Annotated in this window: 12 protein-coding genes and 1 pseudogene; 9 read left to right on the top strand and 4 right to left on the bottom strand. The window is 72.5% G+C overall.

Annotated elements, in window-relative coordinates; translation table 11 throughout:
- Positions 1-20 precede the first annotated feature (20 nt).
- Positions 21-1,340, top strand: a complete 1,320-nt coding sequence (locus tag OG776_RS34045) for an MFS transporter (RefSeq protein ID WP_148007962.1) — start codon at positions 21-23, stop codon at positions 1,338-1,340.
- Here OG776_RS34045 and OG776_RS34040 read toward each other — a convergent pair.
- Together OG776_RS34040 and tuf are read right to left on the bottom strand one after the other, a co-directional pair.
- On the bottom strand, positions 1,302-2,147 hold the full coding sequence (locus tag OG776_RS34040) for a spermidine synthase (RefSeq protein ID WP_148007961.1): 846 nt from the start codon (positions 2,145-2,147) through the stop codon (positions 1,302-1,304). The two genes, OG776_RS34045 and OG776_RS34040, sit on opposite strands and share 39 nt — an antisense overlap.
- A 278-nt stretch (positions 2,148-2,425) precedes the next feature.
- Positions 2,426-3,595 carry an elongation factor Tu gene (gene tuf / locus OG776_RS34035; RefSeq protein WP_148014430.1) on the bottom strand — a complete coding sequence of 390 codons (1,170 nt, stop codon included), beginning with the start codon at positions 3,593-3,595 and terminating at the stop codon, positions 2,426-2,428.
- A 798-nt stretch (positions 3,596-4,393) separates the two neighbouring features.
- Between tuf and OG776_RS34030 the strand changes: the two genes are divergently transcribed.
- On the top strand, positions 4,394-5,173 hold the full coding sequence (locus OG776_RS34030) for a TVP38/TMEM64 family protein (RefSeq protein ID WP_148014431.1): 780 nt from the start codon (positions 4,394-4,396) through the stop codon (positions 5,171-5,173).
- 183 nt (positions 5,174-5,356) lie between these two features.
- Here OG776_RS34030 and OG776_RS34025 read toward each other — a convergent pair whose 3' ends face one another.
- A complete protein-coding gene (locus OG776_RS34025) occupies positions 5,357-6,526 on the bottom strand; it encodes a thiolase family protein (RefSeq protein WP_329323041.1) in 1,170 nt (389 codons plus the stop codon).
- Between the two features lie 101 nt (positions 6,527-6,627).
- On the opposite strand from OG776_RS34025, the gene OG776_RS34020 reads away from it, so the two are divergent.
- From OG776_RS34020 to OG776_RS34005, 4 genes are all read left to right on the top strand, one after another.
- Complete coding sequence (locus tag OG776_RS34020) at positions 6,628-7,095, top strand: winged helix-turn-helix transcriptional regulator (protein ID WP_148014433.1); 468 nt, start codon at positions 6,628-6,630, stop codon at positions 7,093-7,095.
- A 345-nt stretch (positions 7,096-7,440) separates the two neighbouring features.
- Positions 7,441-8,316, top strand: a complete 876-nt coding sequence (locus OG776_RS34015) for an undecaprenyl-diphosphate phosphatase (protein WP_148014434.1) — start codon at positions 7,441-7,443, stop codon at positions 8,314-8,316.
- Positions 8,317-8,710: 394 nt separating this feature from the next.
- Positions 8,711-9,115, top strand: coding sequence for a DUF3761 domain-containing protein (locus OG776_RS34010; RefSeq protein WP_329323039.1), 405 nt, complete (start codon positions 8,711-8,713; stop codon positions 9,113-9,115).
- A 274-nt stretch (positions 9,116-9,389) separates the two neighbouring features.
- The gene (locus OG776_RS34005) at positions 9,390-9,569 is read left to right on the top strand and encodes a hypothetical protein (protein WP_148014436.1); all 180 of its coding nucleotides are present in this window, start codon (positions 9,390-9,392) and stop codon (positions 9,567-9,569) included.
- Positions 9,570-9,728: 159 nt separating this feature from the next.
- Here the strand turns inward: OG776_RS34005 and OG776_RS34000 are convergent, their stop codons facing one another.
- A complete protein-coding gene (locus OG776_RS34000; RefSeq protein ID WP_329323038.1) occupies positions 9,729-10,466 on the bottom strand; it encodes an SDR family NAD(P)-dependent oxidoreductase in 738 nt (245 codons plus the stop codon).
- 157 nt (positions 10,467-10,623) lie between these two features.
- Here OG776_RS34000 and OG776_RS33995 point away from each other — a divergent pair, with 157 nt between their 5' ends.
- The 3 genes and pseudogenes from OG776_RS33995 (at position 10,624) to OG776_RS33985 (ending at position 13,796) form a co-directional block, all read left to right on the top strand.
- Entirely contained in the window at positions 10,624-12,069 is a 1,446-nt protein-coding gene (locus OG776_RS33995; RefSeq protein ID WP_329323037.1) for a glyceraldehyde-3-phosphate dehydrogenase, read from the top strand.
- A gap of 191 nt (positions 12,070-12,260) precedes the next feature.
- Positions 12,261-13,235, top strand: a pseudogene (locus OG776_RS33990) (LLM class flavin-dependent oxidoreductase); the annotation flags it as partial.
- A 75-nt stretch (positions 13,236-13,310) separates the two neighbouring features.
- A complete protein-coding gene (locus OG776_RS33985) occupies positions 13,311-13,796 on the top strand; it encodes a nuclear transport factor 2 family protein (protein WP_329323800.1) in 486 nt (161 codons plus the stop codon).
- Positions 13,797-13,843 lie beyond the last annotated feature (47 nt).

Genomic DNA, 13,843 nt, shown 5'->3' with positions numbered 1-13,843 from the left:
CGGGCGGCGAAAGTGGCCCGGTGACCTCTGCCCCCGACTCCCGTCGACACCCGCGCCGCCGTCCTTCCTGGGCCGGACGGAACTACACCCTGCTGACCGCCGCCGCGGTCGTCACCAACCTGGGAAGCCAGGGCGCGCTGATCGCCGCGGCGTTCGCGGTGCTCGAAACGGGCGGCGACGGAGGTGACGTCGGCCTGGTCGCGGCGGCCCGCACACTGCCGCTCGTCCTCTTCCTGCTGATCGGCGGCGCGGTGGCCGACCGGCTGCCGCGCCATCGGGTGATGGTCGCGGCCAACGCCCTCAACTGCCTCTCGCAGGCGGCGTTCGCGCTCCTGGTCCTGACCGGCGAACCGCGGCTGTGGCAGATGCTGCTGCTGTCCGCCCTCGGCGGCACCGGCCAGGCGTTCTTCGGTCCGGCCGCCGAGGGCATGCTGATGTCCTCGGTCGACGGGGAGCAGGCGAGCCGCGCGTTCGCCTTCTTCCGGATGGCGATGCAGGGCGCGGGGCTCGGCGGGGCGGCGCTCGGCGGAGCGCTGGTGGCGGTGATCGGCCCCGGCTGGGTGCTCGCCGTGGACGCGGTGGCGTTCGCCCTCGCCGGAGCGATGCGCTCGTTCCTCGACGTGAGCCACATACCTCCGCGCCGGCCGGGCGAGGGACTGCTCGCCGACCTCCGCGAGGGCTGGCAGGAGTTCGTCGGACGCCCCTGGCTGTGGACGGTCGTCGCCCAGTTCTCCGTGGTGGTCGCCGTCGTGGGCGCCGCCGACGCGGTCTACGGTCCGCTGGTCGCCCGGGACAGCCTCGGCGGGCCCGGACCCTGGGGGCTGGCCCTCGGCGCGTTCGGCGCGGGCACGGTCGGCGGCGCGCTGCTGATGACCCGCTGGAAGCCGCGCCGCCTGCTGCTCGCGGGCACCTTCTGCGTCTTCCCGCTCGCCGCGCCGGCCGCCGCGCTCGCGGTACCGGTACCGGTCGGGCCGCTGTGCGTGGTGATGTTCGTCAGCGGGGCGGCGATAGAGGTGTTCGGCGTCTCGTGGATGACCGCGCTGCACCAGGAGATCCCCGAGGACAAGCTCTCCCGTGTCTCGGCGTACGACTGGTTCGGCTCGATCGCGATGGTCCCGCTGGCCACCGCCCTGGCGGGCCCGGCGGAGCAGGCCTTCGGCCGGACGGCCGCCCTGTGGGGGTGTTCGGTTCTGGTCGTCGTGGTCACGGCGGCGGTGCTGTTCGTACCGGACGTACGGAATCTGACCCGGCGGACCAGGCCGGTGGCCCAGGGGTCCCCGTCGGTGGACGTCCGGCACACGTCAGCCGATGCCGAAGGCTCCGCCGGGCGGCTCGGGTGAGGGGACGGCGTCCTCGTCGCGGACGGGTGCGGCGGCTCCGATGAACCTGCGCAGCGCGGGGCCGTGTTCCACCCGCGCCGGGAACGCGTCCGCGGCCGTACGACGGGCCAGGGCGGCCGTGTCGAGCGGGTGGTGGGAGGCGACCAGTACCGCGTTCCCGAACCGCCGGCCGCGCAGCACGCCCGGTTCGGCGATCACCGCCAGCTCCTCGAACACCGTTGAGAACGTGGCGAGTTGGGAGCGCAGAAAGGTGAAGGGGGCCGCGTCGGCGAGGTTCGCCAGGTAGACGCCGCCGGTGCGCAGGACGCGTCCGGCGGCGTAAGCGTACGCCGTGGACGTCAGATGGGCGGGGACCCGCGAGCCGCCGAAGACGTCCGCGATCACGATGTCGGCGGAGGCGGGCGCGGCGGATTCGAGCCACTCGCGGGCGTCCGCGCCGTGCACGGTGATCCCGGCGCCGTCGGCCACGGGCAGGTGCTCGCCGATCAGGGCCAGCAGACCCCGGTCCGCCTCGATCACGTCCTGGCGTGCGCCCGGCCGGGTCGCGGCCAGATAGCGGGGCATGGTCAGCGCTCCCCCGCCGAGGTGCAGCACGTCCGGTTCCCGCCCCGGCGCGACGACGGTGTCCAGTACGTGCCCGAGCCGTCGCGCGTACTCGAACTCCAGGTGCGTGGGGTCGTCCAGGTCCACGTACGACTGGGGTGCCCCGTCGACCGTCAACAGCCAGGCCCGCTTCCGGTCGACGTCCGGCATCAGCTTGGCGGTCCCGTGATCCACGGCCCGCATCACGGGTATCGGCTCGTCCACGCGTCCATTGTGCCGCGCCCACCCACGCCCGACGGCCGGTGCCTCGTGCCACGCCCCTGCCGCCGGTCGGGACACGGCCCCGGGTGACCGGACCGGCTGCCGCCGACCGGTCCCGGGCCGATTCCGACTCCACCGGCGCCGCGTCGCGTGCCGGGTCGCCGCGGCGTGCGCCGTCTTCCACCGGGCGCGCGAGGCGTGCCGGGCGCCGACACGGACGGACGGGGGCCCGCCCCTTCCGCGGCGCGCCCCCGTCCCACTCCCCCGTCCCACTTCCCCCGTCAGCCGACCGAGGTCACCGTCCCCGCGCCGACCGTCCGGCCGCCCTCACGGATCGCGAAACTCAGGCCGGGCTCCAGCGGTACCTCGCGTCCCAGCTCGACCGCCATCGTGACGGTGTCGCCGGGCCGGGCGATCGCCCGCTCACCGAGGTCGACGTCACCGACCACGTCCGCGGTGCGGATGTAGAACTGCGGCCGGTACCCGGTGGCGACCGGCGTCGTGCGGCCGCCCTCGCCCGAGGACAGGACGTACACCCGCGCCGTGAAGCGACGGCTGGGGACGACGCTGCCCGGCGCGGCGACGACGTGCCCGCGCCGTACGGCGTCCCGGGCGACCCCGCGCAGCAGCAACGCCACGTTGTCACCGGCCTGCGCCTCCGCCATGGGCTTGCCGAAGGTCTCCAGACCCGTGACCACCGTGTCGACGGCGGCGCCCAGCACCTCGACCCGGTCGCCGACCCGGACCGTGCCGCGCTCCACGGCGCCCGTGACGACGGTCCCGCGCCCGGTGATGGTGAGCACGTTCTCGACCGGCAGCAGGAACGGCGCGTCGACGTACCGCTCGGGCATCGGCACGTACGTGTCCACCGCGTCGAGCAGCGCGTCGATCGCCGCCGTCCAGCGGGGGTCGCCCTCCAGCGCCCTGAGACCGGACACCCGCACGACGGGGACCGACTCGCCTCCGTAGCCGTGCGCGGAGAGCAGCTCGCGGACCTCCAGCTCCACGAGGTCGGTGAGCTCCTCGTCCCCCGCGTCGGCCTTGTTGAGGGCGACGACGATGTGGTCGACACCCACCTGTCGCGCGAGCAGCACGTGCTCGGCGGTCTGCGGCATGATCCCGTCGAGCGCGGACACGACGAGGATCGCCCCGTCCAGCTGCGCCGCGCCCGTGACCATGTTCTTGACGTAGTCGGCGTGGCCGGGCATGTCCACGTGCGCGTAGTGCCGCGTGTCGGTCTCGTACTCGACGTGCGCGATGTTGATGGTGATGCCGCGCGCGGCCTCCTCCGGCGCCCGGTCGATGCGGTCGAACGGGACGAAGGTGCCGGAACCGCGCCCGGCGAGGACCTTGGTGATGGCGGCGGTCAGGGTGGTCTTGCCGTGGTCGACGTGACCCATGGTGCCGATGTTCAGGTGCGGCTTGGTCCGCACGTAAGCCGTCTTGGGCATGGCTGTACCTCGAAGCCTCTTCGGTGTCAGCGGAGCTGAGTGAGGGTCCCGGCGCTCATGGCCGGGACGGGGACCCCGAGGACTCGCCGACCCTCCCCCTGCGGGGTCCGCCGGACGATCCGGGAAGGGTCAGCTTCGGGCGCCGTCGACGGCTGCCACGACGATCGGGACGGCAGCCTTCGGCGCGTCCGCGACTGCGGACGCTGCGAGGAGGAAGACGTGCCGGAACATGAGGCGATCATCGCCGACATGTCCGGCCACGTCGAATGGTTTTCCCGGTGGTTTCCCGGACCACCGGACCACGGGACGCAACCTGGTGCCGTCGGTGCGTCAGAGGCGTGCGGGTCGGGAGCAGATGGAGGGACGACGGGCCATCGACGGTTGCCGTGGGGAGAGTCGGCTCACACGGCCGCACGCTCGGCACGCGGCCGGCTCCCGGTGAAGCCGGTGGACCGGCGCCGCGGCGGCGGCCCGCGGCACCCGGCCGTGGTGGTGCGGTCCGCGTCCACAGGAGCCGCGGTGGCCGGAAGGTCCGCGCGGGACGAGGACCGGTGATCGGACGTGGTCAGGCCATGGAGAGGACGACACTGTCGGCCTACTGGGCCTCGGCCTGGGGCCGTTGCGGACCGGCCGTCGCGGGCCGGCCCCTGCGACACCGCCGACGGCCAGCCGTGCCGGGACGGTGCCTCGGTGGCGACGTCCGGCATCCCGAACCGGCCGCCCGGCGTTCCGGAAGCTGTGACGCCCCTGACACGAACCATACGGCGATCACACACACGGGTCGGTTAGTGTCGCCGAATGCTCGATGCCACCACCCGCTCTGGGGGCACCGCCACGGCCGTCCCCGCGGCCCCCGCCACGGAGCTCTCGCTCGCCGCCGAGTTCGCCGTCTCCACGCCGACGGGCCTCACCGCCCGCTGCACGAGAGTTCTGCTCTCCCCCTGGTCCCGGCTCTCCCTGCTGCTGGTGCTGCTCGCGGCCTCCGCGGCGAGCGTGCTGCTCTTCGAACCGCAGCGGCTGCTCTCCGACGGCTGGCCACCCCAGCTCAGCGGGGCCGCGGCCGCCGTGGTCTTCGGGGTGGCGTACGGGCTGTGCACGGTGGCCTTCGTACCCCGGCCGCTGCTCAACCTCGCCGCCGGCGCCCTGTTCGGCTCCGGACTCGGCCTCGGCACGGCGCTCGCGGGTACGGTGCTCGGCGCCGGGATCGCCTTCGGGCTGGGCCGGATCCTCGGACAGGACGCGCTGCGCCCGCTGCTGCGCGCCCGCTGGTTGAAGGCGGCCGACGGACAGCTCAGCCGGCACGGCTTCCGCACGATGATGATGGCCCGGCTGTTCCCCGGAGTGCCGTTCTGGGCGGCGAACTACTGCGCCGCCGTCTCCCGCATGGGCTGGCTGCCGTTCCTGCTGGCCACGGCGTTGGGGTCGGTTCCGAACACCGCCGCGTACGCCGTCGCGGGCGCCCGGGCGTCGGCCCCGACCTCGCCCGCCTTCCTGATCGCGATGGGCTTCATCGCGCTGCCCGCGCTGGCCGGCGCCGTGGTGGCCTGGCGCAAACGCCACCACCTCCGCGCACACTGACCCCACGACCCACGACCCACGACCCCGGCACGGCGTCCGCGGACCCCGCCGGACACCCCGGGACCGGCACCGACGCGTCCACCCACCCGAACCCGAAGTCCAGGACTCCGGACGAGTGCCGACGCGTCCACCCGCCCCTGAGTCCGGGAACCGACCCGTGCGGGCGGAGCCCGCCCCTCCGCCCTACATCGCCTCAAGCACCATCGCGTTGGCGAGCCCGCCCGCCTCACACATCGTCTGCAGTCCGTAACGGGCGCCGCGGGCGCGCAGGGCGTGCACGAGGGTGGTCGTCAGCCGGGTCCCGCTCGCGCCGAGCGGGTGACCGAGCGCGATCGCCCCGCCGTGCACGTTGACCCGGGAGAGATCGGCACCCGTCTCCTGCTGCCAGGCCAGGACGACGCTCGCGAAGGCCTCGTTGACCTCGAAGAGGTCGATGTCGCCGAGGGAGAGCCCCGCCCTGCGGAGCACCTTCTCGGTGGCCGGGACGACACCCGTGAGCATCAGCAGGGGGTCGGATCCGGTGACGGCGAAGCTGTGGAGGCGCGCCAGCGGGCGCAGCCCGAGACGGGCCGCGGTCTCGCCGGCCATGATGAGCACGGCCGACGCGCCGTCGTTGATCGGGCTCGCGTTGCCCGCCGTGACGGACCAGTCGATCTGCGGGAAGCGCTCGGCGAACACCGGGTGGTAGTAGGCGGGCTTGAGCCCGGCGAGCGTCTCCGTGGTGCTGCCGGGGCGGACGCTCTCGTCACGGGTCACACCGTGCAGGGGGGCGACCTCGGCGTCGAAGAGGCCGTTCTCCCAGGCCGCGGCGGCCTTCTGGTGAGAACCCACCGCGTACGTGTCCAGCTGCTCGCGCGACAGCCCCCACTTCGCGGTGATCAGTTCGGCGCTGATGCCCTGCGGCACCAGACCCTCGGGGTAGCGCTCGACGATCCCGGGGCCGAAGGGGTTTCCGGCGTCGCCGACGTTCGACCCCATCGGCACCCGGCTCATGGACTCCACCCCGCAGGCCACCACGATGTCGTACGCCCCCGACAGGACTCCCTGTGCGGCGAAGTGCACGGCCTGCTGGGAGGAGCCGCACTGGCGGTCCACGGTGGTGGCGGGCACCGACTCCGGGAAGCCGGCCGAGAGCACCGCGTACCGGGTGAGGTTCGCGGCCTGCTCCCCGACCTGGGTGACGGTGCCGCCGATGACGTCGTCGATCAGCGCCGGGTCGACCCCGGAGCGCTCGACGAGGGTGCGGAGGGTGTGGGCGAGGAGCTCCACCGGGTGGACCTGGGCGAGAGAGCCGTTCGGCTTGCCCTTGCCCACGGGCGTACGAACGGCTTCGACGATCACGGCGTCACGCATGACTGCTCTCCGAACTCGTGGCGTTTGCTTTCCAAACTCACTAAGTGACTCCAGAGTAACCTAGTGAGTAGGACATTCCAACCCACCCGTAGACTGACGGCATGAAGGACGCCCGCCCCTGCTCGATCGCCGAGACCCTGGCCCTGGTCGGCGAGAAGTACTCCCTGCTGGTCATGCGGGAGGTGTCGCTCGGCGTCACCCGCTTCGACCAGCTCGCCCGCAACATCGGTGCCCCGCGCGATGTGCTCACCGCGCGCCTGAAGCGGCTCGTCGACGTCGGCGTGCTGGAGAAGGTCGAGTACAGCGACCGCCCGAAGCGCTACGAGTACCGGGCCACACGGGCCGGAGCGGAGCTGCAGCCGGTGCTCCTGACCCTGATGGAGTGGGGCGACCGCCATCTCCAGGAGGACGGTTTCCGTCCGATGGTGATGGAGCACGTGTGCGGCCACGAACTGGTCCCGCAGGTGGTCTGCGGGGAGTGCGGCCAGAGGATCGAGCACGGCGACCTGACGGCCCACCCGCAGTCCCCGGGCTGGACGGTGACGGGTCCCGCGGCGGTCCGCACCTGAGAGCGCGCGGCGCGAAGCACGGCACCCCCTCCCCCCTCCCCGATCCGCCGCCCGGTCGGCCCACCCGTGGACAACCGGCCGTCCGCACGGCGCGAACCGGCCGTGGACGCCCGGCCGGCGGAGGCCCGGGACCGTCGGGAACGCCCAGGTCACCCCGCACCCGAGGGTTCCTACGTTCGTACGAGCAATCGAACAGTTCCTCTAGTAAAGGCAAACCCCCGTGGCCGGACCGGCCTCGCGGGGCGCTACGCTGCCTCCGACACCCGTGATCACCGCGTCCCGCGCATCTCCCCCACGGCGTGTCCGCCGGCCCGTCCTCGATCAGCGCTTGGACCACCTCACTTCATGTCTTGGTTTGAATCCCTCATCCTCGGACTCGTCCAGGGGCTGACCGAGTTCCTCCCCGTCTCCTCCAGCGCGCATCTGCGCCTGACCGCGGCGTTCTCCGGCTGGCACGACCCCGGAGCGGCCTTCACCGCGATCACACAGCTCGGCACGGAGGCCGCGGTGCTGATCTACTTCCGCAAGGACGTGGGCCGGATCCTCGTGGCGTGGTTCCGCTCGCTCACGAGCAAGGCGATGCGCCAGGACCACGACGCGCAGATGGGCTGGCTCGTCATCGTCGGCTCGATACCGATCGGCGTGCTCGGGGTGACGCTCAAGGACCAGATCGAGGGTCCGTTCCGCGATCTGCGGGTCACCGCGACGATGCTGATCGTGATGGGCGTGGTCATCGGCGTCGCGGACCGGCTGGCGGCGCGCGACGAGTCGGGCGGCAAGCACCGGGCCCCCAAGCAGCGCAAGACCATCGAGAGCCTCAACACCAAGGACGGCCTGCTCTTCGGCCTCTGCCAGGCGATGGCCCTGGTCCCCGGCGTCTCACGGTCCGGCGCGACCATCAGCGGCGGCCTCTTCATGGGCTACACCCGTGAGGCGGCGGCCCGTTACTCCTTCCTCCTCGCCATGCCGGCCGTGCTCGCCTCGGGAACCTTCGAGGTCAAGGACGCCACCGAGGGCGGTCACGTCTCCTGGGGGCCGACCATCTTCGCGACGGTCATCGCCTTCGCCGTCGGGTACGCCGTGATCGCGTGGTTCATGAAGTTCATCTCCCACAAGAGCTTCATGCCGTTCGTCTGGTACCGGATCGCACTCGGCGCCGTCATCATCGCCCTGGTCGGCGCGGACGTACTCAGCCCGCACGCGGCCGAGTCGGCGGGCTGAGGCGGATCCCGCCGGATTCCGGCGGATTCCGGCGAGGCGGGCGGATTCCGGCGAGGCGGGCGGATTCCGGCGAGGCGGCCGGTTCCTCCGGTCGCCTCCCGGTGAGCGCGTGAAACCGCCCCCCGGTCAGCCCACTTGCGCGACCCGCCCGGAGAGCATGGCGACGGGGAGACCCGAACCCGGCCCCCGGCCGTGAACGGTCACAAATGTGTCACCGCCCTCACCCGGCACTCACCTTTCCTTCACATCTCCCGTTACGGTCACCCCATCACGAACCATCCCTGGGGGGACCATGTCGTACAACCAGCCTCCGCCGCCGCCCGGTTACGGGCCGCCCGCGCCGTTCCCGCCCGCGCCGCAGCCGGCCCGGCCGAAGTGGGCGAGGAAGAGGTACATGCTGCCCGCCGTCGGCCTCGCCTTCTTCATCGGCGTCGGTATCGGCGGGAGCGGGAGCGGGAGCGGCCAGGACAGCGACACCACGAAGGCCGCGGCCGCCAAGGTCCGGCCGGCCGCCACCGTCACCGAGACCGCGACCGCCACGGCCACCGCGACGGAGACCGCGACACCGAAGCCGGCACCTACGGTGACCGCCACGAAGACGGTCAAGGTGAAGGTGACCGTCACCGCGCGAGCCGCCTCCGGCAGCGGCTCCGGCAGCGGTTCGTCCGGCGGATCGTCCGGCAGCGGCGGCGCGGGCAACGGCGCCACCGCCCGCTGCAACGACGGCACCTATTCCTACGCCGCGCACCATCAGGGCGCCTGCTCGCACCACGGCGGAGTGGCCGTCTTCTACAAGTAGGTCCCGCCTCTGCGAGCGGCTTCCGCACGCGGGTCCGACGGCACGGGCCTTCCGCGACGCCCGCCGCCGGACCCGCCGACGCCCGCTCCGAGCAAGGGCGCACAGGAGACGCCGCACCGGGCCGGCCGGTCCGCCGGGGCCGGTTCAGCCGCCCCGTCCGGACCGGTTCCCGCCCTCATCCGCACGGCGCGACCCGCGAGCCGTGACGAACCACATACGGGATGCGTAGCCGACCGGTGGCGCAGTGTCAGTCCATGCCCCTAGGCTGGTGCGCATGTCCCCCGACTTCACGTTCTCTGGTTCCGTGCGGTCCGCTGCCGCGTTGAACGAGCAGATCCGCGCCCTGTGGATGCGCTCGGGTGGCTCCCTGTCCGCCCAGGAACGCGCGGAGTACGAGCTGTTGGTCGTGAAGTGGGCCGAAGCGATCCGCGAAGAGATCATCGAGGCGGCCTGACCCTCCTCCCCGCCATGCCGCGCGGTGTCGTGGCATGTCATGTCGCGTCCTGCACCACGGGGTCGCCGGTCCGGGGCCCCCGACTCCGGGCCACCGTCCGCCGCGTCCCGCCCCGCATCCCGCACCGCCGCGCGTCCGCCACCGGCTCACGCCACGGACTCACCGGCCTCCGGACACCCGCAGCACCGCGCCCGTGGCGTACGAGGCGTCCGGCGACATCAACCACGCGACGGCGGCGGCCACTTCCTCCGCCCGGCCGACCCGGCGCAGCGGAATCGAGGCCGCGGAGCGCTCCGCGCGGCCCGGGTCGCCCATGGCCGCGTGCATCTCGGTGTCGATCATGCCGGGCGCGACCGCGTTGACCCGGATGCCGTCCGGGCCGAGTTCCTTGGCGAGCCCCAGAGTCAGGGCGTCCACGGCGGCCTTCGTGGCCGCGTAGTGCACGAACTCGCCGGGGCTGCCGAGGGTGGCCGCGGCCGAGGACACGTTCACGATGACGCCGCTCCCCCGGGACGCCATCGACCGGGCGGCCCGCCGTGAACACAGCAGTGTGCCCAGCAGGTTGACGTCCACCACGCGCCGCAGGTCGGCGGGGTCGCTGTCCGCGAGCCGCCCCAGCGGACCGGTCACACCGGCGTTGTTCACCAGCCCGCCGACGGGCCCGAGCCGCTCCGCGGTGTCGAAGAGCCGCTCCACGTCGTCCGCGTCGGAGGTGTCCACCCGCACCGTGACACAGCGCGATCCCGCCGCGCGGACGGCCGTCGCGGTCGACTCCGCCGCCGTGCCGTCCCGCACGTACCCGACGACCACGTCGTGTCCGTCTGCCGCGAGGCGGGCACAGATCGCGGCGCCGATCCCCCGGCTCCCACCCGTGACCACAGTGACCGGACGTGTCATGCATGACTCCTTCCGACAGCCCTGCACCACAGTAAGCCCGCAGGCGATCATGAACCGGGCCTCCGCCCCCTCCCCGACTCCTGCCGTCCACCCCTCGGACGATCAAAACGAACGACGGGTTACCATATGAGCGCCGCCTAGCTCGAAAGATAGACCTGTGACTGTCAACGACGACTCGTTCACCAACTGGAAGACCCGCGAGGAGATCGCGGAGTCGATGATCCCGATCATCGGGAAGCTGCACCGGGAGCGGGACGTCACGGTCCTCCTCCACAGCCGCTCCCTGGTGAACAAGTCGGTGGTCAGCCTTCTCAAGACCCACCGCTTCGCCCGGCAGATCGAGGGCGCGGAGCTCTCCGTCACCGAGACGCTGCCGTTCCTCCAGGCGCTCACCACGCTCGACCTCGGCCCCTCCCAGATCGACCTCGGCATGCTCGCCGCCCTGTACCGGAGCGACGATCTCGGACTCTCCGTACCGGAGTTCACCGCCAGGGCCGTCGCCGGCGCCACCGGCGCGGACCGGGTCGAGCGCCGCGAGCCGCGCGATGTCGTCCTCTACGGCTTCGGCCGCATCGGCCGGCTCGTCGCCCGCCTGCTGATCGAGAAGGCCGGCTCCGGCAACGGGCTGCGGCTGCGCGCCGTCGTCGTCCGCCGGGGCGGGGACCAGGACATCGTCAAGCGGGCCTCGCTGCTGCGCCGCGACTCCATCCACGGTCAGTTCCAGGGCACGATCACCGTCGACGAGGCGAACAGCACGATCATCGCCAACGGCAACGAGATCAAGGTGATCTACGCCGGGGACCCGAGCGAGGTCGACTACACGGCGTACGGCATCAAGGACGCCATCCTCATCGACAACACCGGCAAGTGGCGTGACCGCGAAGGCCTGTCCAAGCACCTGCGTCCCGGGATCGACAAGGTGGTCCTCACCGCGCCCGGCAAGGGCGACGTCCCCAACATCGTGCACGGCGTCAACCACGACACCGTGAAGCCGGACGAGCAGATCCTGTCCTGCGCCTCCTGCACCACCAACGCGATCGTCCCGCCGCTGAAGGCGATGGCCGACGAGTACGGCGTCCTGCGCGGTCACGTGGAGACCGTCCACTCGTTCACCAACGACCAGAACCTGCTGGACAATTACCACAGCTCCGACCGCCGGGGCCGCTCCGCGCCGCTCAACATGGTCATCACCGAGACGGGTGCCGCGTCCGCCGTCGCCAAGGCGCTGCCCGACCTCAAGGCCCCGCTCACGGGCAGTTCGATCCGGGTCCCGGTGCCGGATGTCTCGATCGCCATCCTCAGCCTGCGGCTGGGGCGCGAGACCACCCGCGAGGAGGTCCTCGACCACCTCCGCGAGGTGTCGCTGACCTCGCCCCTGAAGCGTCAGATCGACTTCACCACCGCGCCCGACGCGGTGTCGAGCGACTTCATCGGCTCGCGCCACGCCTCGATCGTCGACGCCGGCGCCACCAAGGTCGACGGCGACAACGCGATCCTCTACCTCTGGTACGACAACGAGTTCGGCTACTCCTGCCAGGTCATCCGGGTCGTCCAGCACGTCTCCGGGGTCGAGTACCCGACGTTCCCGGTACCCGCCGTCTGATCGGGCGTCAGGACCGGTCGCCGTCACCGGCGTCCGGTCCCACACCTCCCCGACCCACCAGCGGACCGTACGAACTCGGCTGCCTCCAGGGCTTGTTCGGCCTCCGGATGCCGGAGGCCGACGCCGTCCGCGGCTCGCCCCGATCGACCGAACACCCGTGCCCGCCCGGTCCCGCTCCCTATACTGAGCAGATGATCTCTGTGCCGCTCGGTGCGCTCGAGGTAGCCATGGTCCAGGCGGGCACACGGGCCGCGGACACGTTGCGCGACACCACCGAGTTCGCCCGGCGGCTCGACGACCTCGGATACCGGCGGCTCTGGTACGCCGAGCACCACCACTCCCCCGCCATCGGGGCGTTCCCGCCGGTCGTCCTGACCGCCCACGCGGCCGCGTCGACCTCGTCCCTCCGTCTCGGATCCGGCGGCGTCCTCGCCCCGAACCACGCTCCGCTCATGCTGGCCGAGCAGTTCGGCACGCTCGCCGCCCTGCACGCGGGCCGGATCGACCTGGGTATCGGACGCGGTCCGGGCACCTTCGACGAGCCCACGGCGCGGGCCCTGCGGCGCGGGGCCGGTCCGACGACGGACGACGAGTACCGCCACGACGTGTCGGAGACCCTGCGGTTCCTGATGGAGGAGGTCGCGCTCGAACCGCTTCCCGAGCCCTGGCTGCTGTCCTCCAGCACGGCCGGTGCCGCGCTCGCCGCGGAGCTGGGGCTGCCGATCGCCTTCGCCCACCACATCCGTCCCGATAACACCCTCACCGCGCTCGGCCACTACCGGGCGCGCTTCTCCCCCTCCCGCTGGTGCGGCCGTCCCCGTGTGCTGGTCTGCGTGGAGACGGTGTGCGCCGGGACCCCGGAGGAGGCCGCGCGGCTCGCGGGCCCGATGGACGTCGTCAAGGCGGGGCTGCTCCAGGGAAGGAGCGACATCCCCTTCCCCGCACCAGAACAGGCCGCCGCCCACCCGTTCACCGCCCAGGAGGCACGGGCCCTGGCGGGCTTCCGCGCCCAGCAGGCCCATGGCACCCCCGACACGGTCACGGCCCGGCTGACGGCGCTGGCGGAGGCGACCGGCGCGGACGAGCTCATGCTGGTGACACCCGTCCACGCGCTGGCCGACCGCCTCAGGTCCTACGAGCTCGTCCGCCAGCACGCCGGCCCTCCGCACGTCCGCGCGCCGCCGGGCGAATGTCCCTGCACGCCACTTGGCTCCGCGGGCCCGGTGGCCAACACTGAGCCGATGACGCAGCGTGTGGAGCTCGCGACCGTGATGGACCGGTTCGCCGTGGACGGACTCGTCACCGACTACGCGGTGGTGGTCGACGACGGCGACTGGGACGCCTACCGGGGGCTGTTCGCGCCGGGCGGCCGCGCGGACTACCGCTCCGCAGGCGGCATCGAGGGGGACGCCGACCAGGTCGCGGGATGGCTGGCGCGGAGCATGGAGCTGTTCCCCATGCGCCAGCACCTGATCGTCAACCGGCGGGTGCGGTTCGGAGTACTGGACCAGGACAGCGGCGACACGGCCCGGGTCCAGGCCGACTACATCAACCCGATGCGCTTCGCCGGACCCGAAGGGGGGCCCACCGCACCGGACTTCGTGTGCGGCGGCCGGTACGTCTTCGGACTGGTCCGCACGCATCTCGGCTGGCGTCTGCGCGAGGTGGTCGTCCAGGAGAAGTGGCGCCGCATGCCGCAGCCGCGTCAGAAACCTTCCGCCACCTGACCGCAGGCCCCCTGTCGTAGATCGTCCGTGAAGCGCACACTGGAGGG

The organism is Streptomyces sp. NBC_01689, assembly GCF_036250675.1.
In the GTDB taxonomy this organism is placed as follows: Bacteria; Actinomycetota; Actinomycetes; order Streptomycetales; family Streptomycetaceae; genus Streptomyces.
This window is presented reverse-complemented; position numbering and strand designations above follow the sequence as displayed.